Consider the following 19,984-nt stretch of genomic DNA (forward strand, 5'->3'; position numbering starts at 1 on the left):
GTTTGCCGTAAACGTCGCGCTGGCATAGGCTTTGGCCATGAACCCAGGCCCCACTGCCAAGGTCGCCGCAGTCCCCGCTGCCGCCGTACCCGATTACGTCCTCCAGCTCGAACGCGCCGCCCACTACCTGCCGCCCGAGCAGCTGCCGCTGCTGCGCCGTGCGTGGGAAGTCGGTGCCTCCGCGCACGCTGGGCAGACGCGCAAGTCGGGCGAGCCCTATATCACCCATCCGGTGGCCGTGGCCCAGGTGCTGGCCGAGCTCGGTCTGGACGTGGAAGCGCTGATCGCCGCGATCCTGCACGACACCATCGAAGACACCCCGCTGACCCGCGAGGCCCTGTCGGCCGAGTTCGGTGAAGCCGTGGCCGAACTGGTGGACGGCGTCACCAAGCTGGACAAGCTGAAGTTCCGCGACCGCCAGGAAGCGGCTGCTGAAAGCTTCCGCAAGATGCTGCTGGCGATGTCGCGCGACCTGCGCGTGATCATGATCAAGCTGGCTGACCGCCTGCACAACATGCGCACGCTGGGCGCGCAGAGCCGCGAAGCGCGCGGCCGCATCGCCCGCGAGACGCTGGAGATCTACGCCCCGATCGCGCAGCGACTTGGCATGAGCCTGGTCAAGAGCGAACTGCAGAACCTGGGGTTCAAGGCGCTGTATCCCTGGCGCCATGCGATCCTGGAAAAGCACATCCGCAGTCAGCCGGTGGTGCGCCGCGAGGCGCTGGCGCAGGTGGAAGTGCAGCTGTCGCAGCGCCTGGCCAAGGAGGGCATCGAACACCGTCTGGTCAGCCGCATCAAGACCCCGTGGAGCATCTACAACAAGATGCGCGACGAGAACAAATCCTTCGACCAGGTGATGGACGTGTTCGGCTTCCGCCTGGTCGTGCGCGGTGTGCCACAGTGCTACCACTCGCTGGGTGCGGTGCATGCGGCCTTCAAACCGCTGGATGGGCGCTTCCGCGATTTCATCGCGATCCCCAAGGCCAACGGTTACCAGTCGCTGCATACCGTGCTGTTCGGCCCGTACGGCTCGCCGATCGAAGTGCAGATCCGTACCGAAGAGATGGACCTGATCGCCGAGCGCGGCGTGGCTGCGCACTGGACCTACAAGTTCGGCGGTGACTCGCCCAACAGCGCGCAGAGCCGTGCGCATGCCTGGATCGTCGAACTGATCGATTCGCAGCGTGCCGCCGGTTCCTCGCTGGAATTCCTCGACAACGTCAAGGTCGACCTGTTCCCGGACGAGGTCTATCTGTTTACGCCGAAGGGCAAGATCCTGGCGCTGCCGCGCAATTCCACCGCGCTCGACTTCGCCTATGCCGTGCATACCGATGTCGGCAACATGGCCGTGGCCTCGCGCGTGGACAAGAAACTGGTGCCGCTGCGTACCAAGCTGGTGTCGGGCCAGTCGGTGGAGATCATCACCGCGCGCTCGGCCACGCCCAAGCCGCAGTGGCTGGAGTTCGTGGTCACCAGCAAGGCACGCACCGCCATCCGCCACCAGCTCAAGCAGCTGGAGCACGAAGATGCCGTGCAGCTGGGCCACCGCATGCTAGATCGCGCGCTGGAGGCGATGGACAGCTCGCTGGAGCGCCTGCCGAAGGGCCGTCTGGATGCCTTCCTTGCCGAACATCGGTTCCCGCGCCTGGAGGCCCTGCTGGCTGAAGTCGCGCTGGGCAACTGGATGCCGACCCAGGCCGCACAGGCGCTGATGGCGTACGCTGAACTGCGCGGCGGGCCACATTCGCGCCACAGCTCGCAGGAAAAAATCCTGATCAACGGCAGCGAGCGTGGCGTGGTCACATTCGCCGGCTGCTGCCAGCCGATTCCGGGCGACGACATCATGGGTTACCACACCGCCGGCAAGGGCATCGTGGTGCACCGCATGGATTGCCCGAACCTGGCCGAACTGCGCAAGTCGCCCGAGCGCTGGGTGCTGATCGGTTGGGACACCACCGTATCCGGCGACTACGACACCTCGCTGGTGGTGGAAGTGGAGAACGGTACCGGCGTGCTCGCACAGCTGGCTGCGGCAATCGCGCAGAGCCATTCCAACATCGAGCGCGTGGATTACCTGGACCGCGATTTCAATGCCGCGGTGCTGGCGTTCAACATCCAGGTACGCGACCGCAACCACCTGGCCGAAGTGATGCGTCGCCTGCGCCGCCTGTCGGTCGTGCAGGCCGTTCGCCGCCAGTAACCCTGCTTCGAATCCGGGGTCGGATCCCTCTCCAACGGAGAGGGCTCTGACCCCATCGCGTGATCCGATTACATGCACGGGGTCAGAGCCGTTTCCTGATGGGAAACGGATCCGACCCCGCCTACATTGCCCCCACCCGGTACAATCACCGCTCTGTTTTCCCCCAACGCACCGGAGCGACCCATGTCCCGCCAGATCATCAACACCGAAAAGGCCCCGGCCGCCATCGGCCCGTACTCGCAGGCCGTGCGCGCCGGCAACACCGTGTATTTCTCCGGCCAGATTCCGCTCGACCCGGCCACCGGCGACATCGTCGGCGTGGGTGACGTCGAAGCACAGGCCCGTCGCGCCTTCGACAACCTCAAGGCCGTGGCCGAAGCCGCGGGCGGTTCGCTGGACAAGGTCGTGCGCCTCGGCCTGTACCTGACCGACCTGGCTGAATTCGCCAAGGTCAACGCTGTCATGCAGGACTACTTCCAGGCCCCGTTCCCGGCCCGTTCCACCATCGAAGTCTCCGGCCTGCCGAAGGGCGCCAACTTCGAGGTCGACGCAGTGATGGTCATCGACTGACCCCACGTGGCACGCAAGGCGGCGGTCACCCCGGCACTGGCACCGTCCGGTGAAGCATCGCTTGCGATGCTCGCCGGCGTCGGTCCGGCCGTGGCCGCCAAGCTGCAGGCGCGTGGCCTGGCCACCCTGCAGGATCTCTGGCTGCACCTGCCGCTGCGCTATGAAGACCGCACCCGGCTGACCCGCATCGAAGAACTGCGCAACGGCATTCCGGCGCAGGTGGAAGTGCGGGTGATCGCCGTCGAGCGCGGCATGCGCTACCGGCCGATGTTGAAGGTAGCGGTGGAGGACGAAGGGCAGGGCACCCTGGTGCTGCGCTTCTTCCATTTCCGCCAGCAGCAGGTCGGCCAGTTCGCGGTCGGCAATCGCCTGCGCTGCTTCGGCACGCCCAAGCCGGGGCACCTGGGGTTGGAAATCGTCCATCCCAGTTACCAGGTGCTGGGGCGCAATGACGATCCCGAACTCGGCGATCGCCTCGACCCGGTGTATCCCACCGTCGAAGGCGTCGGCCCGATGACCATGCGCAAGCTGATCGGCCAGGCGCTTGATCGCCTGCCCGAAGAAAGCACGCTGGAACTGCTGCCGACAGGCTGGCTCGATGGCCTCGGCCTGCCATCACTGCGCAGTGCGCTGCTGACCGTTCATCAGCCGCCGCCGGATGCCGATCTGGCTGCACTCGCGGCTGGCACCCATCCTGCGCAGCGGCGGCTGGCGATGGAAGAACTGCTTGCCCACCACCTCAGCCTGCGTCGTCAGCGCATCGCGCTGCAGGCGCATCACGCGCCGCCGCTGGCCGGCCCCGGCAAGCTGGCCAAGGCGCTGCTGAAGCAGCTGCCATTCGCGTTGACCGGCGCGCAGGCACGCGTCTTCAAGCAGATCCGCGAAGACCTCGCGCGCCCCAGCCCGATGCTGCGGCTGGTGCAGGGCGACGTCGGCTCGGGCAAGACAGTAGTGGCCGCGTTGGCGGCGATGCTGGCGGTGGAGCAGGGCAAGCAGGTGGCATTGGCTGCACCCACTGAACTGCTGGCCGAACAGCATCTCAACAACCTGCGCGGCTGGCTGGAGCCGCTGGGCGTACGCATTGCCTGGCTGGCCGGCAAGGTCACCGGCAAGGCGCGCGCGAAGGTCATGGAACAGGTCGCCAATGGCGAGGCACAGGTGGTGGTCGGTACCCACGCGCTGATGCAGGAGGCCGTGGTGTTCCAGGATCTGGCCTTGGCCATCGTCGATGAGCAGCACCGCTTCGGCGTGCATCAGCGGCTTGCGCTGCGCGACAAGGGCAAGGGCGGCAACAACGTGCCGCACCAGCTGGTGATGACCGCCACGCCGATTCCGCGCACGCTGGCGATGTCCGAGTATGCCGACCTGGATGTATCGGCCATCGACGAACTGCCGCCGGGCCGCACGCCGGTGCAGACCGTTGCACTCAACAATGATCGTCGCCCCGAGCTGATCGAGCGCATCGCCCTGGCCTGCCAGGAAGGGCGGCAGGTCTATTGGGTATGCACGCTCATCGAAGAAAGTGAAGAACTGGATGCCACGCCCGCGCAGGCCACCTACGAATCGCTGCAGGCGCTGCTGCCCGGCGTGCGCGTGGGGCTGGTGCATGGCCGGCTGAAAGCGGCCGAGAAGCTGGCGACGATGGTCGCGTTCAAGGCCGGTGACATCGATCTGCTGGTAGCGACCACTGTGATCGAAGTCGGCGTGGACGTGCCCAATGCCTCGCTGATGGTGATCGAGAATGCCGAGCGCCTGGGCCTGGCCCAGCTGCATCAGCTGCGTGGCCGTGTAGGCCGTGGTTCGGCGGTGTCGCGTTGCGTGCTGCTGTACCAGGCACCGCTTTCGCAGATGGCGCGCGAGCGCCTGCAGACCATGCGCGAAACCAACGACGGTTTCGTCATCGCCGAGAAGGATCTGGAACTGCGCGGTCCCGGCGAACTGCTGGGCACCCGCCAGACCGGCCTGGCCGGTTTCCGCATCGCCGATCTTGCGCGCGATGCGGGCCTGCTGCCAGGTGTGCATGAACTAGCCGAACGGTTGCTGGCGCAGCAACCGGCGCTGGCAGATCGCGTGGTGCAGCGCTGGATCGGCACCGCCGTGCGGTACGCCTCGGCCTGATCGGTTGGGGTCGGATCCCTTTGCCGCGCAAAGTGCTCTGACCCCGCATCCGCGACCCTCATCCACGCATGGCGTGGATCTACCGTGTCGACCAAGGTCGACACCTACCAGAGCAGGACGCCGTTCCGGCAGATCGCAGAAATCTGTCGAAGGCGGGGTGGGTCCGGTGGCGGGGGTGTCCGCGGCATGGATGCCGCGGCCAAGCCTCCATGGATGGATTCACGGCGTCCCCCGCCACCGGACCCACCCCGCCATTCCCCGGAACCGAGCTTTTGACGTTGACGTTGACGTTGATTCTGCGGGTGCCGGGCGCAGCCCGGCCGATACTTGCAACGGTCATCTTCCCGGTCCACACTTCGTTGCCGATCTGAAGACGGCAACGATGACCAAGAAGATCCCGCTGTTGATCGATACCGACCCCGGTGTCGACGACGCACTGGCCCTGCTGATGGCCTTCGCCGATGAACGGCATGACGTGGTCGCCCTGACCATCGCCGCCGGCAACGTAGGCCTGCAGTACACCGTCCGCAACGCCCTCAAGCTCTGCGACATCGTCGGCCGCGCCGACGTGCCGGTGTTCGCCGGCAGCCCCGATCCGCTGCTGCATCCGTCCGTTGACGCCGCCCACGTGCATGGCCGCGACGGCTACGGCGACGTCGATCTGCCGCCGCCCAGCCGCCAGGCCGACGCCGAACATGCCGCATTGGCGATCCTGCGTTTGTCGCACGAACATGCCGGCGAACTGATGCTGGTGATGCTCGGCCCGCTGACCAACCTGGCGCTGGCCCTGAAGCTCGACCCGACGCTGCCCCAGCGCATCAAGCGCATCGTGGTGATGGGCGGTGCAGTCACCTGCCACGGCAATATCACCCCGGCCGCAGAATTCAACATCGCCTTCGATCCGGAAGCGGCGCACGTTGTGTTCACCTCGTTCCCCCACCTGCTGGTGTCGGATTGGGAAGCTACCGTTGCCCATGGCCTGCCGTTGGCCGACGCAGAGCAGTGGCTGCGCGCCGATTCCGATCGCGCACGCTTCTATGAGCTGATTTCGCGCAAGACCCGGGGCCTGTCCGAAGACAGCAAGGGCGGCCGCTGGTACACCGCCGATGCGCTGGCCATGGCCTGGGCGCTGAACCCGGAAGGGCAGCTGCAGGTCGAGTCGCGACCGCTGAATGTAGAGCTGAACGGCACGTTCAGCCGCGGCGCGACCATTGTCGACTGGAACCGGCAGACCGGCCAGCCGGACAACTGTGATCTGCTGATGGCCTACGACCAGGGGCGTTTCGAGGCCCTGGTAAGACAGGCCCTGGGCGCGGACTGAAGTTCGACCCCCGCACTGGTTGCCCCGGGCGGCAACCAGTGCTTATAATGCCGCTCTTGACCACCAGCCCATTTACGGTGTGAGCCCATGAAGGCCGATATCCATCCGAACTACCGCGACGTCGTCTTCCATGACGTCACCTCCGATTTCAAGATCCTGACCCGCTCGACCATGAGCACGAAGGAAACCATCAAGTGGGAAGACGGCAACGACTACCCGCTGGTGAAGGTTGAAATTTCCTCGGCTTCGCATCCGTTCTACACGGGCAAGCACAAGGTCATCGACACCTCGGGTCGTATCGACAAGTTCCAGAAGCGCTACGCGCGCTGATACGTCGTACCCGGTTCGAACCGACGGCCGCGCTCTGCGCGGCCGTTTGTTTTTGTCCAGCGCCTACCCAACGGGCGTTTGGATGGACGGAACACTGCGTCCTTGTGACAACGCGTTTGCCGATCCCGGCCGCTCGCTGGCAGGGTGCCGGCTGCCTGTCGTCTACGACTTCTGTCTAGCGCCCGGCAAATGCTGCTGTGCGATAATGACCTGATCCCCGGCACAGGCCGAGGACGTCATTCACGTGCCTGACCAATGCGCTTGGGCAGGCGCCTTCCCATGAAGGAGCGCACACAGTGTCCGATCTTGATCAGGTCACGCTCAACGCCGGCGATAAGTCGGTCGTTCTGCCCGTCATCAAACCCACCCTCGGCAACGACTGCGTCGACATCGCGAAGCTGACCAAGGAAACGGGGTATTTCACCTACGATTCCGGTTTCACCGCGACGGCCAGCTGCAAGTCCGCCATCACCTACATCGACGGCGACAAGGGCGTGCTGCTGTATCGCGGCTACCCGATCGAGCAGCTGTCGGAGAAGTCGAGCTACGTCGAAGTGGCCTACCTGCTGATCAACGGCGAGCGCCCGAGCGCCGAGCAGCTGAAGGCCTTCACCGACGAGCTGGCGGCCGAAGCCAACGTCGATGCGTCGATCAACACCCTGATCGGCAGCTTCGCCAAGGATGCTCATCCGATGGCCATCCTGACCGCCGCCATCGCGCAGCTGTCGGGCATCTACCACGCCTCGCTGGACCTGTCCGACGCCGAACAGCGCCGCCAAGCTGCTGTGCGCCTGATCGCCAAGGTGCCGACCCTGTCGGCGCTGATCTACCGCCACGGCAAGGGCTTGCCGGCCAACAAGCCGGACACCTCGCTGGACTACGTCAGCCGCTTCCTGAAGCAGACTTTCGAGTCGGCTGACGGCCAGTACGATCTGAACCCGGATGTGGTCAAGGCACTGGACCTGCTGTTCATCCTGCACGCCGACCACGAGCAGAACGCCTCGACCTCGACCGTGCGTCTGGTCGGTTCGACCGGTGCCAACCCGTACGCGTCGGTCGCCGCTGGCGTCACCGCGCTGTGGGGTCCGGCTCACGGCGGTGCCAACGAAGCCGTGCTGAAGATGCTGGAAGAAATCGGTTCGGCCGACAACGTCGAATCGGCCGTGCTCAAGGCCAAGGACAAGACCTCCGGCTTCCGCCTGATGGGCTTCGGCCACCGCGTGTACAAGAACTTCGACCCGCGCGCGAAGGTCATCGGTGAGATGACCGGCAAGGTGCTCAAGCAGCTGGGCGTGCAGGACCCGCTGCTGGACGTGGCCGTGAAGCTGGAACAGGCCGCGCTGCAGGACGAGTACTTCGTCGCCCGCAAGCTGTACCCGAACGTCGATTTCTACAGCGGCATCATCTACAAGGCGCTGCAGATCCCGACCGAGATGTTCACCGTCATGTTCGCCCTGGGCCGTACTTCCGGCTGGGTCTCGCATTGGCTGGAACAGCAGGTCGACCCGGAAATGAAGATCGGCCGTCCGCGCCAGGTCTACACCGGTCACGACGTGCGCGACTACCAGGGCTGATCGCCCCGCATAGTTTGTGCTGAAGACGCCCCGCATCCGCGGGGCGTTTTTTTGCTTCGCTTTTGGTAGATGCCAACCTTGGTTGGCATGCTTCGGCATCCGCCAAAAAAACATTCACGCATGGCGTGGATCTACTGCGGCCCTCTGTTTTGGTTGGCACGCTGTTCGCCGCGCCAAGACCGCGTGATTCAAGGGTCTCACCAGCTTCACAAGCGCTCGCGCAGCCTCAGGACGCCAGCTGCACCCGCAGCACCTGATATGGAGCGTTCGACCCCATGAGTACCCGATTCGACCCGCCCGAGCGCGGCCCGCTTGGTCACGACGTCGCCACTGTCGTCACCACTCCCATCGTGCCACCCACCAGCGAAAGCGCCGTCTCCTGGGGCGCGATCCTGGCCGGCGCCGTTGCCGCCGCTGCACTCTCCCTCATCCTGCTCATCCTGGGGGTCGGCCTGGGTCTCTCCTCGGTCTCGCCGTGGTCGTTCGAAGGCGTCTCCAAGGAAACCTTCGGCTGGACCAGCGTCGCGTGGCTCACCTTCACCGCGCTGGCCGCCTCCGGTCTGGGCGGCTATCTGGCAGGCCGCCTGCGCACCAAGTGGACGCAGATCCACGGCGATGAAACCTACTTCCGCGATACCGCGCACGGCTTTGTGTCGTGGGCCGTGGCCACGCTGCTCACTGCTGGCCTGCTGACCTCGGCCATCGGTGGCGTGCTGGGCGCCGGCGCAAAGGTGGCTGGTGCCACCGCAGGCGCCGCCGTGTCTACCGCAGGTGTGGCTGCTGCCGGTGTCGGCACCGCGGCTGCCGGCGGTCAGGAAGGCGACCTCAACTACTGGGTGGATTCGCTGTTCCGTAATGCCACCACTCCGGGCCCGGACGCCGCCGGTGCATCTCCAGTGCCGCCGGCACCGGGCGCAGCGCCGGGCAGCGGTCCGATGGACCCTGCCGCACCGCCGCCGCCCCCGGTCGCCGCCAGCGTTGGCCCACGTGACGCGCGCACGGCCCCGCCGCCGCCGCGTCCGATGCCGGGCAATGGCCCGATGGGTGACCGTCGCGAAGTGCGTGCCGAAGTGAACCGCATCATCATCAACAGTCTGCAGGGAGATGGCCTGGACCCGGCCGATACCCAGTACCTGTCCCAGTTGATCGCGCGCGAGACGGGCATGAGTCCCGCCGAAGCGCAGGCCCGCGTGACCGACGTGCAGACCCGCATGCGTGCTGCGCTGGAAAAGGCCAAGACCACCGCCAAGCAGGCTGCCGACGATGCCCGCAAGGCAACGGCCTATGCCGCGCTGTGGCTGTTCATCACTCTGCTGATCGGCGCGTTCTTCGCCAGCCTCAGCGCCACCTGGGGCGGCCGTCGCCGCGACCTGTAACCCGCATCTGATGCAAGGAGACCTGCCATGAAGACGCTTCTGCTCTGGTTCTTGGGCGTACCGATTCCGCTGCTGATCCTGTACGCGATCTTCTTCTGAGAACGTGTTGTTGAGTGAGACCCATCAGGCCGCCGCAAGGCGGCCTGATGTCATCCAGGTGCGCATGAGCATCTGTAGCGTCGAGCCACGCTTGACTCACGTGCACAGCACGCACGGCAGCCAGACGCGGGCCCGGTACTACGCCTCCGCGTACCGGCTCGGCGAACACCCTAGTACACGCCGGAAGGCCGCAGAAAACGCACTCGGGCTGGCATACCCCAGGTCCATGGCGATACGGGTCACGGCCTGTCCCTGTGCCAAACGCTCGATGGCCGCCAGCAGGCACACCTGCTGCCGCCACTCGGCAAAACCCACCCCGGTATCTGCGCGGAACATGCGCGTGAACGTGCGCCGGCTCATGCCTGCGTCGGCGGCAACGTCATCGAGGCGCGCTGCCAGCGAGGGAGTGTCGAACAGGGCACGGCAGACACGTGCAAGGCGCGCATCGACAGGCAGCGGTGCATGCAGGGAAAGCATCGGCATCGATGCGATTTCCGCAGCCAGCAACTGCATCAGCTTGCCCTCACGCCCGTTCTCGTCGTACAGCGCAGGCAGATCCACTGCGGCCTCCAGCAACTGCCGCAACAACGGCGATACCGCATACACGCGGCACTGCATTGGCAACGCCACCGCCGTCGCCGTCCCGGCAGACAGGAAGGCGTTGAGCATCGTCACCGGCCCCCGCATGGTCATCTCATGCGCCAGGCCGGCAGGCACCCAGCAGGCGCGCTGCGGAGGCACCAGCCAGCGCCCCTGCGGCGTGGCGACACTGATGGTGCCGCGCGCAGCGAACGCGAACTGTCCGCGCCGGTGGGCATGGCGGGGAAAGGTCGATTCCGCTGCGTAGTCGTTCGAGGTGACCACGACATCGCGTGGCAGGTCTTCGTAGGGATCAAGCAGCGAATTGCGCATGGCCCGGATTCTATAGCGATTGACCCGTCATCGACGGCGCCACTGAGGCGCGCTGCCTAGCATCGGGGATTCCCCCAACTGCACTGGAACCCTATGGCCAATACTTTTCATCGCGTGGGGCACGGATCGCACCCTGTCCTGGTCCTGCATGGCTGGTTCGGCGACGCGCACGCGTTCGAGCCCATCGAGCCATGGCTGTCGCGCAACGACTTCAGCTACATCTTCATGGACTGCCGGGGCTACGGCGGCATGCGTGATGCACGGGGGGCCTGCACCATCGGAGAAATTGCAGCCGATGCATTGGATCTGATGACCGCCCTGGGCCACGAGCGCTTCAGCGTGGCAGGACATTCGATGGGTGGCATGGCCATTGAGCGTATGGCGGTACTTGCGCCGGAACGGGTGCGCGGCATGGTGGCCATCGCGCCGGTGCCCTGTGGTGGCATTGCCTACGATGTCACGACGCGAAGCCTGCTTGAAGCGGCAGCCGGGGACGTCGGCATCCGTCGGACCATCATTGATCGCAGTACCGGCGGACGGCTGCCTGCGCAATGGCTCGACTGGAAGGCCGCGTACTCGGCGGCACATGCTTCACCTGCAGCATTTGCTGCCTATCTTCAAGCCTGGGCGGATACCGATTTCAGCAATGAGATCGTCGGCAATCATCGGTTGAAGGTGCTGGTGGGTGGCCACGATCCCACCTTCAACCGTGCATTGATGGAGCGCACCTATCTGCGCCGTTACCGGCAGGCCACGATGGAGGTCCTGGCCGATGCCGGGCATTACCCGATGAACGAGACGCCGCTGGCCCTGGTGGCGGCCATGGAATCGTTCCTGAAAGAGGCGTCGGGTCCGGGATGAATGGTTTCTGCCACGGGATGTCGTTTTCAGATCTTTTCGGATTTATTGCATGGGCATCACATTCGAGGCGATAGAACCTGAAGGCACTTATCCCTGTATGGAGAACACCATGAACCGACGACTCACCCTTGCGCTCATCGCCACCTCCTTGAGCCTGTTCAGCGCTGGGGCTTTCGCCCAGTACACCGGTCCGGGCGCCACCAGTGCAGTCACCACGGTTGCCGAGGCGCGCGACCAGCGTGACGACCAGCCTGTGGTGCTGCAGGGCACGCTGGTGGCCAAGATCGGCCACGAGCGCTACCGCTTCAAGGACGCAACTGGCGAGATCGGTGTGGAAATCGACGACAAGGATCTGCCCAGCCACCAGGCCGTCAGCGCGACCACCGTGGTGGAGCTGCACGGCGAGGTGGATACGCACCGCTTCAAGCCCACCGACATCGACGTGGATCATGTGCGGATCGTCAGCACGCGTTGAGGCGGCGGTAGTACAGGCGTACGTCGAGCATGGCTCGACTCTGCAAAGTGCATGTCCGCAATGAGGGTTGTTGCAAACGCGGCATGAGGAAGATTGCATAACCCCTAAACATTGAGTGACTTCAAGGATTCTTCTTAACGTTCAGTTATTTAGGAATCCTTGAATGGTCAACATGCGGTAGGCCTACCTACCATTCTCTCGTCGCCCGTGACCACCTTCACGGGCGGCGCTTTCCTCCCTTACTCCTTGGGAGGGGAGCTCTACATATTCCCCCTGTCCGAGAGAGACACCCATGCACGCAATCCTCAAGAAGGCCGCGCTCGCTGCAGCGCTGGCCACCGTCTCGCTGTCGGCCAACGCCGCCGAATCCCACATCAAGGTCTACACCAATGTGGACACCACGCTGGCGCTGATGAAGGCCGACGGCAGCGCCTTGCCGGACCTGATCACCCTTGCCCATATTCCGGGGCAGGGCTTGAACGCCCACACCGAACGTGTGCGTATTTACACCAACGATGAAGACAAGGACATCGCAGTCCGCCTGACCGCGGATCCGTCGCTGGTGCTGCGGAGCGGCGGCGGCACGCCCATCCCGCTGGCGGTCAGCCTCAACAAGAAGCGCCTGACGGTTGCCGCACAGGACTTCCTCGCCTCGGATATCTACGACGGCGCGCTGCCGGGGGCCTCGGTGGTGATGGATCTGCAGATCGGCCAGGCCACCCGTGCGCCGATCACCGTGGCAGGCGAGTACGAGGGCATTGTCAGCATCGCCATGGTGCAGAAGACCGGCACCCCGTAACACCCTGCGCCGGCCCGGCACCCGGGCCGGCCGCTTCAGGTAGTAACCCCCATGAAAGCTCACGCACCCGCCATCACCCGGCTGGCGATCGCGCTTGCCTTGTCATTGGCCACCCCGCTGGCCACGGCACGTGGCGTTCCAGTCGGTTTCGAGGAACTGGCCGAAGGCCAGATCGAACAACTCGACGTACGTCTGTTCGGCCTTTCAGCCGGACTGTCGCCCGTGCGCGTGACCCTGGAGCACGTGCAGCTGGAGGATCCGGCACAGGTGCTGCAGGCGCTGGAGCTTTCCCCCGAGGCGCAGGCGGCGTTGCTGCCCGCGCTGTCGCAGCCGTTGCCGCGCAACAGCCATCTCGCCTGCCGCTATGGCGGGGGCAGTGCGGGCTGTGGCTATCTCGATCCCCCCGAGGACTCCAACACCGTGCGTGCCCTGTATGACGAAGGCGAGGGCGCCGTGCGCCTGTTCGTCGCCCGCCAGTGGATCGCGGCCGAGCCGGCCGCCGAGCGCTTCCATCAGGTCAGCAGCAACGCCGAGAACGCGTTCCTGCACCAGCAGACCCTCAATTTCAGTGGCGGCCGCGGCTACCAGGCACTGACCGCCCAAGGCGCGGGTGCGCTGGGCGTGCTGCAGCGTGGCCACATTGCCGTGGACTGGAACTTCAACAGCCAGCAGTACCGCGGTGGCCGCCGCCACGATGATTTCCAGTTCGACAACGCCTATTACCGCTATGACCTGGGCCAGCAGCATTATCTGCAGGCCGGGCGCATGGACCGCCGGAACCTGTCCAGCCCGCAGGGCGGCACTTTCAGTTTCAGCATGCTGCCGATGGATCGCTTCGCCGGCCTGCGCGTGGGTACCACCCAGGCCTACGTGGATGCCGATGCCGCCGTGCAGGCGCTGCCACTGACCGTGCTGCTGGCGCGCGATGCACGGGTGGACGCCTTCGATGGCGAGCGCCTGCTGCAGACCTTTTACCTGCCGGCCGGCATCAACCAGCTCGACACCCGCCGGTTCCCGTTCGGCAACTACACCGTCACCCTGCGCGTCTACGAAGATGGCCAGCTGGTGCGCAGCGAGGACGCGCCGTTCGATAAGGGCGGCGACTGGACCGACAGCAGCGTGCAGTGGTTCCTGCAGGGCGGCCGCCGCAACGAGCGCCGCAGCGACCGCTTCGACGGCGAGATGGCCGCCATGGCCGGCCTGCGCGTGCCACTGGGCCGCGCCACGGCGGTCACCGCGGGCGTCGCCGACCTCGGCGGCTTCAGCTATGGCGAACTGCGTGTGGACCTGCGCCATGCCTTCGACACTCAGGACATCCGTGCCACCTTCAGCGGCCTGCAGGGCAGTGATGGCAGCACCGGCCAGCAGCATCAGGTGTCCTATCGCCGCCACGCCTCGTGGAATCTCTATCAGCAGCGGGTACGCGGCAAGGCCTGTGTGTTCGAGGATGATGCGCGCGACCGCCTGGGCTGCGCCGATTCGCTGAGCGCATCGGTTGCGCTGCCGGTTGCCGGTGGCAGCGCCTACATGGCCTATACCCGCCGCCAGACCTGGAGCCGTGGCTCGCTGCTGCCGGGCGACATCGACGATCCGATGGCCGGGCTCGACCCGCTGCTGCCCCCGTGGCAGCAGCGCTACACGCGCGAGCCGCAGCTCAGCCGCACCTGGCAGGCCAGCTACAGCCGCGTGCAGCGCTGGCAGGAGTTCAGCGTGTCCACCCGGCTCGGCCTGTGGCAGCAGGATACGCGCAGCAGCCTGCGTGTCGGTCGCGACCGCGGCATCTACCTCAACGTCAGCCTGACCCGGCTGCAACGCGGCAACCGGGGTAGTTCGCAACGCCGCTATGGCATCGACTACCGGCAGCCGCAGCACCTGCGGCCGGACATCAACTACAGCGCCGGCCAGACCGTGCGCCAGGAAGTGGATACGCAATACCGTGAGGCCTCGCTGGATGTGCGCGGCAACAACAACGACCGCTACAGCGCAGCGCTCAGTGCCCAGCTGCAGAACAGCATCGGCCACACCGGCGCCACCCTGGCGCACTACCAGCAGCGCGGCGGCAACGAGATGGCCTACAGCGCCACGCACAGCTCCGGGCTGGCGCTGGGCCGCCGTGGCTTCTACTGGGGCGGCGGCCTGGGCGCCGAGGCCGGCCTGGCCGTACAGGTGGATGACACCGACGACCTGGAACTGACCGGCGTGGCCGCCGAGCTGCAGGTGGGCGGATTGCGCCGGCAGCGCCTGGCGCTGGGCGAGCGCCGCCTGCTGCCGCTGCCGGCCTACCAGACCCACCGTGCCGAAGTGCAGGATGCCAGCGCGCTGACCAGCGATGCCGCCATCCGCGTGACCGGGGTGGGCGGCGCACGGCCGTTGTTCCTCTCTCCCGGCCGGCTGGTGCAGATGCCGGTACCGATCGAGGTGACCTACACCTTCATCGGCAGCGCCCGCGACATCGCCGGCGCGCCACTGCGCGGCGCCCGCATCCTCAATGCGCCGGTGCCCGGTACCGGCGCCAACGGCGGCTTCGTCGCCGATTTCCCGCGCCGCGAACGTACCCTGTACCTGCTGCAGGATGACCGCCTGCTGCAGTGCCCGCTGCAGGTTCGCGAGCGCCGCAATGTCGTGATGCTGGTGGGCCAGGTGGAGTGCGCGCCGTTGAACGTGGCCCAGCTGCCCGCCGATATCCGCCAGCAGGCAAGGGTCACCCGTCTGTTGCAGGAGCAGGCGCTGATCGCCGCCGTGCCGCAGTCCGCCGCCGCCGGAGGTACGCCATGAACCGGCGTGGTGTGTGGACGGTGATGCTGGTGATGGCGTCGCTGCTGGTGACGCCGAAGGCGTGGGGGCAGCGGCCGCCGGAAACCCACCCGGTGAGTGCCACGCAGAACATCGTGATGATGTGGGATCGCTCGGCCGTACCTGTTGATGTGGAGCTTATGCCGCCGCGCACCGTGCTGGGCTACCACCAAACTGATCGCGCACTTGAGTACGGTGAGTTGCACATGGTCTGTCGATCACAGTCTGATAGCGACCGCGGGGCATGTCCCACGCAGGGCACAGCTGAACAATCGCTCGGGCTCCGAGACATCAGACTGACGTTCACTGAGCGTCGTTCGGGAATGCGAACCGAACTTTCCGTTCAAGGTGGCGTACAGAGAGCGCTTTCTGGACGGTCCTGCCTTGGCGACTTCTGGCAGGACGGAATCTTCGCCCCTTGGTCGCATTACAGCGCAAATTGCGCATTCGACTGGCCAGTGGGTACGGGTGGGCGACTGAGCCTGAGCCAGAGAGAACTCAGCAAGTTGGTCGCAGGTGTCTGGTCTGCCACGTTGGAGCTACAGGTGCGGACGCCGCGATTCCATGATCTGGCCACGCTCACCTTCACGTTCGACCTTACGATCACGGATCGAAACGCCGTCTCGATCTACTTCCCCGCATTTCACAACGTTACTCCGCTGGTACAGCTCAACGCTGCCTACGACCCCATCGGGCAGACCGTGGGTGGACGCACGGTGCTGGAGATGTGCCTGTACGACGGTCTCGGTTCGCAGGCGCAGTATCTCGGCGTGACGGTCCGCGATCGTGGCGGACATCCCCCCGGTCCCAGCGGCTACTCGCTCTGGCACACCAACGGTGGCACAGACGACACGCGGCGCCTGGACTACACCGTCAGCCTCGCCCATAGCGGCGCGACGGTGCGAATGCCCAATGGCGTGGAGCAGCAGCTGCATGGCATCGACAGTGCCCAGTTGCGCCTGGTGATGCTGCCGGGCATGAACCAGCCGGTGTTCTGCGTGCCCACGCCGATCACCTTCGATATTCCCCGCGTCCCCATTTCCACCCAGCAGGCCGGCACCTACTTCGGCGAGCTGCTGGTGGAGCTGCGCGTGCCCACCACCACCCCCTGATCCCACCAGGAAGCCGCATGAAACGACTCGCCGCCTGCCTCATCCCGTTGACGCTGCTGCTGGCGTTGCCAGCCCAGGCCAATCTCACCGTGCACCCGATGCGCGCCTCGGTGGATGGCAAGCGCAGCACCCAGATGCGCATCTATTCACAGTCCACCCAACCGCAGTACATCCAAGCCTCGTTGCGGCGCATCGTAGATCCGGCCAGCGACCAAGAGCACGAGGTGGAGGTCGAGCCGGGTGAGGCGGCCATCGCCGTCACACCCGGAAAATTTGCCCTGGCTGGTGGCGGCAACCGGTTGATCCGGTTGATTCCGCTACAGCCCGTGGAAGCCGAGACAGCCTACCGCCTCTATTTCGAGGGCGTGCGTGGGCCTGAGGAAACCAGCATCGAGGGCGGTGACGGTGCGCAGGCCAGCATCGGTGTAAACCTGGTCTGGGGCGCGCTGGTCAATGTGCTGCCGGCCCAAGGTACCGTGCAGCCGCGGGTGCAGGGCGGTGCGCTGTACAACGACGGCACTCTGCGCCTGGGCATCACCAGCATCGCTGATTGTGAGGGCAGCCGCTGCACCGCTCACGACCTGTCACGCAGCCTGTATCCGGGCAGCTCGCTCGCGTTGCCCTTCACCGTCACGCCGGGAAACACCGTGCAGCTGCGCTATCGCCTGACCCGGGATGGATACCGCGAACACATGCAGACCATTACCCCGTCCGAAATCTGATCCATTCCCCGGGTGGGAAAGCGCTGTTCCACTTCATCAACTAAAGGAATACACATGAACCGCATCTATAGACGTTTATGGAATCGAACTCGGCAGCGTTGGGTGGTTGTTAGCGAGCTGGCGCATGGTTGCGCTGGGAGCGCCGGCGCGCGCCGCGTGAATAGGCATTACGCCTTTGCCTTGCTCATGCCTTTGGTGGCTTCCGCGCAGGATCACACGGAACAAGACACTGTCTGGTGGCACGACCATTCACCTCATGCGCTTCACTCGATTTTTGCCGATGCTGCAAGCAATGCAATCGACACGAAGGCACTTCGCGTGCTCCGGCGCGATGTCGTGGCCTACACCACCGCCGCCGACTGGAACGTCACGTCGGGTGCCGAGAGCATGGCGGTCGGGCCTGAGGCCCGCGCAAGCGGCACTGAGTCCCTGGCGGTCGGCATCCGGACCCAGGCTCTTGGTCAGAACACCGTGGCTGTGGGCAACGCAGCTGAAGCTGCCGGGGCCAACAGCGTGGCGGTTGGCAAGAGCGCGGAAGCCCGAGGCACGCATAGCGTAGCGGTGGGCTACAGCGCGGCTGCCGATACTGGGGGCTATTCGGTGGCCCTTGGCACTTTCGCCAACGCACAAGGCATCGGTGCTGTCGCGCTCGGGCATGACGCCAAAGCTTCCTCGTTGAATTCCATTGCAATCGGCAGCGGCGCAGATACCGTGGCCTCCGCAGCCGGCAGCTCACGCATCGCCATTGGTGGCAACGCCTCTGCGGGGTCGGCTGGCTATACCGGTGCGGTCGCGCTGGGTGGCAACGCAAAAGCGGACTACAACGGTGTCGCGCTGGGGCACGCCGCAAAGGCGACGGCTGTGGGATCCGTGGCGATCGGAGTCAACGCCGAAGCGACCGAGTCCAACTCGGTTTCTGTCGGAAGTTCCGGTAACAGACGTCGCATCGTCAACGTCGCCGACGCTCGACTGACGAGCGCAAGCACCGATGCGGTCACGGGGAAACAGTTGTACGCGACCAACATGCGCATCGACGCGGTCGGCAACATGGTCACGCAGACTTCGGCGGCAAGCGAGTTGCGTGTTGGCAAGGAGAACACGGGCTCAGCGGTGAACTTCAAGAACCGCAGCGGTGCGGTCCGTTACCTCAACGGCATCCGTAACGGTACCCTGAGTACATCCAGCACCGATGCGGTAACCGGTCAGCAGCTCTTTGCCACCAACCAACAGATTGAGGCCGCCACTGCGAGACTCAACGCTGCGGCCGTTGCCATTGGCCAATCAGCTGCCGCAGAGGGAAGCGGAGCAACCGCCAGCACGGCAGTAGGATCCAGTGCGAAGGCCTACAACGCCAACAGCGTCGCATTGGGCGCTGACGCACGGGCTGGCGTAGACGTCAATGGCGACAAGAGCACTGCAGGTGGTTCGATCGCCATCGGCGCGCGCAGCCGCAGTGGTAACGGTGCTCTGGCTGCTGGCTTGCGTGCTAGCGCCATTGGCGACCGTGCGGTGGCGTTGGGCAATGATGCCAACGCAGCCTCCATTCACTCTACTGCGGTGGGCCACAACGCCAGCGCCACCGCAGGCCAGGCGACTGCGGTAGGCCGTGAAGCATCGGCTTCGGGCACTTACGCGGTAGCCTTGGGCAATCTGGCAAAGGCGAGTGCAGGAAGCGCCGTGGCGCTGGGCGACCGTGCGGTTGCTGCGCACACCGGCAGCGTGGCGCTGGGCAGTGGCTCCCAGAGCACGGCGGCGAACCAGGTCTCGGTGGGCAGCACTGCGGTCAAGCGAAAGATCGTCAACGTGGCCGATGGTGCGCTTAACACCAGCAGCACGGAGGCGGTGACCGGCAAACAGCTCAACGCGACCAACGTGGAAGTGGCGTCGGTGCGCACCACTGCCACCAGCGCGCAGACGACGGCCAACGCTGCCAAGACGACCGCCGATAATGCGCTGGGCAAAGCGAATGTGCTCAGTGGATTGGTCAGCCAGGTATCGGCCACGGGCAACATACGCCTGGGTGGCGAAAACACCGGTACGGTGCTGGACGTGCGTAACAAGTCAAATGCCAGCCGCAAGCTGACGGGCGTGGCTGATGCAACGCTCAGCACCAGCAGCACCGAGGCGGTGAGCGGCAAGCAGCTCAACGCGACGAATGTGGAAGTAGCTTCGGTTCGCACCACGGCCACCAGCGCGCAGACGACGGCCAACGCTGCCAGGACGACCGCCGATAATGCGCTGGGCAAAGTGGAGGTGCTCGGTGGGTTGGTCAGCCAGGTATCGGCCACAGGCAACGTGCGCCTGGGTAGCGAAAACACGGGTACGGTGCTGGACGTGCGCAACAAGTCCAATGCCAGTCGCAAGCTGACGGGCGTGGCTGACGCAACGCTCAGCACCAGTAGCACCGAAGCGGTGAGCGGCAAGCAGCTCAATGCGACGAACGTGGAAGTGGCGTCGGTTCGCACCACGGCCACCAGCGCGCAGACGACGGCCAACGCTGCCAGGACGACCGCCGATAATGCGCTGGGCAAAGTGGAGGTGCTCGGTGGGTTGGTCAGCCAGGTATCGGCCACGGGCAACGTACGCCTGGGTGGTGAAAACACGGGTACGGTGCTGGACGTGCGCAACAAGTCCAATGCCAGTCGCAAGCTGACGGGCGTGGCTGACGCAACGCTCAGCACCAGTAGCACCGAAGCGGTGAGCGGCAAGCAGCTCAATGCGA

The 19,984-nt window shown here is 65.4% G+C and carries 15 protein-coding genes; 14 read left to right on the forward strand and 1 reads right to left on the reverse strand.

Annotation, left to right across the window (positions count from 1 at the left end; all coding sequences use genetic code 11):
• Positions 1-37: 37 nt before the first annotated feature.
• The 7 genes from ACQ5SA_RS19575 (at position 38) to ACQ5SA_RS19605 (ending at position 9,489) form a co-directional block, all read left to right on the forward strand.
• On the forward strand, positions 38-2,200 hold the full coding sequence (locus tag ACQ5SA_RS19575; RefSeq protein ID WP_165377991.1) for a RelA/SpoT family protein: 2,163 nt from the start codon (positions 38-40) through the stop codon (positions 2,198-2,200).
• A 183-nt stretch (positions 2,201-2,383) separates the two neighbouring features.
• Positions 2,384-2,770, forward strand: a complete 387-nt coding sequence (locus tag ACQ5SA_RS19580) for a RidA family protein (RefSeq protein ID WP_025874214.1) — start codon at positions 2,384-2,386, stop codon at positions 2,768-2,770.
• Between the two features lie 6 nt (positions 2,771-2,776).
• Positions 2,777-4,888, forward strand: coding sequence for an ATP-dependent DNA helicase RecG (recG, locus tag ACQ5SA_RS19585; protein WP_499315641.1), 2,112 nt, complete (start codon positions 2,777-2,779; stop codon positions 4,886-4,888).
• 382 nt (positions 4,889-5,270) lie between these two features.
• On the forward strand, positions 5,271-6,209 hold the full coding sequence (locus ACQ5SA_RS19590; RefSeq protein WP_499315642.1) for a nucleoside hydrolase: 939 nt from the start codon (positions 5,271-5,273) through the stop codon (positions 6,207-6,209).
• 87 nt (positions 6,210-6,296) lie between these two features.
• Positions 6,297-6,539 (forward strand): type B 50S ribosomal protein L31, encoded by a 243-nt coding sequence (locus ACQ5SA_RS19595; protein ID WP_006389217.1) that lies wholly within the window; start codon positions 6,297-6,299, stop codon positions 6,537-6,539.
• A gap of 296 nt (positions 6,540-6,835) precedes the next feature.
• On the forward strand, positions 6,836-8,113 hold the full coding sequence (locus tag ACQ5SA_RS19600) for a citrate synthase (RefSeq protein ID WP_447945510.1): 1,278 nt from the start codon (positions 6,836-6,838) through the stop codon (positions 8,111-8,113).
• Positions 8,114-8,388: 275 nt separating this feature from the next.
• Complete coding sequence (locus tag ACQ5SA_RS19605) at positions 8,389-9,489, forward strand: hypothetical protein (protein ID WP_499315644.1); 1,101 nt, start codon at positions 8,389-8,391, stop codon at positions 9,487-9,489.
• A 237-nt stretch (positions 9,490-9,726) separates the two neighbouring features.
• Here the strand turns inward: ACQ5SA_RS19605 and ACQ5SA_RS19610 are convergent, their stop codons facing one another.
• Positions 9,727-10,500: an AraC family transcriptional regulator gene (locus tag ACQ5SA_RS19610; protein ID WP_230113011.1), complete on the reverse strand. Its 774-nt coding sequence runs from the start codon at positions 10,498-10,500 to the stop codon at positions 9,727-9,729.
• Between the two features lie 93 nt (positions 10,501-10,593).
• On the opposite strand from ACQ5SA_RS19610, the gene ACQ5SA_RS19615 reads away from it, so the two are divergent.
• From ACQ5SA_RS19615 to ACQ5SA_RS19645, 7 genes are all read left to right on the forward strand, one after another.
• Complete coding sequence (locus ACQ5SA_RS19615; protein ID WP_499315646.1) at positions 10,594-11,361, forward strand: alpha/beta fold hydrolase; 768 nt, start codon at positions 10,594-10,596, stop codon at positions 11,359-11,361.
• 109 nt (positions 11,362-11,470) lie between these two features.
• Entirely contained in the window at positions 11,471-11,836 is a 366-nt protein-coding gene (locus ACQ5SA_RS19620) for a NirD/YgiW/YdeI family stress tolerance protein (RefSeq protein ID WP_499315647.1), read from the forward strand.
• Between the two features lie 292 nt (positions 11,837-12,128).
• A complete protein-coding gene (locus ACQ5SA_RS19625) occupies positions 12,129-12,635 on the forward strand; it encodes a CS1 type fimbrial major subunit (RefSeq protein WP_499315649.1) in 507 nt (168 codons plus the stop codon).
• A 51-nt stretch (positions 12,636-12,686) separates the two neighbouring features.
• Positions 12,687-15,410, forward strand: a complete 2,724-nt coding sequence (locus ACQ5SA_RS19630; protein WP_499315650.1) for a TcfC E-set like domain-containing protein — start codon at positions 12,687-12,689, stop codon at positions 15,408-15,410.
• Complete coding sequence (locus tag ACQ5SA_RS19635; RefSeq protein ID WP_499315651.1) at positions 15,407-16,540, forward strand: CblD like pilus biogenesis initiator family protein; 1,134 nt, start codon at positions 15,407-15,409, stop codon at positions 16,538-16,540. Before ACQ5SA_RS19630 ends, ACQ5SA_RS19635 begins: the two co-directional genes overlap by 4 nt.
• Before the next feature lie 17 nt (positions 16,541-16,557).
• Entirely contained in the window at positions 16,558-17,262 is a 705-nt protein-coding gene (locus ACQ5SA_RS19640; protein WP_353099067.1) for a pilus assembly protein, read from the forward strand.
• 54 nt (positions 17,263-17,316) lie between these two features.
• Positions 17,317-19,984, forward strand: a 2,668-nt coding sequence (locus tag ACQ5SA_RS19645) for an ESPR-type extended signal peptide-containing protein (RefSeq protein WP_499315653.1), incomplete at its 3' end; no start/stop codon positions are given.

This window comes from Stenotrophomonas indicatrix, from assembly GCF_050573115.1.
In the GTDB taxonomy this organism is placed as follows: Bacteria; Pseudomonadota; Gammaproteobacteria; order Xanthomonadales; family Xanthomonadaceae; genus Stenotrophomonas; species Stenotrophomonas lactitubi_A.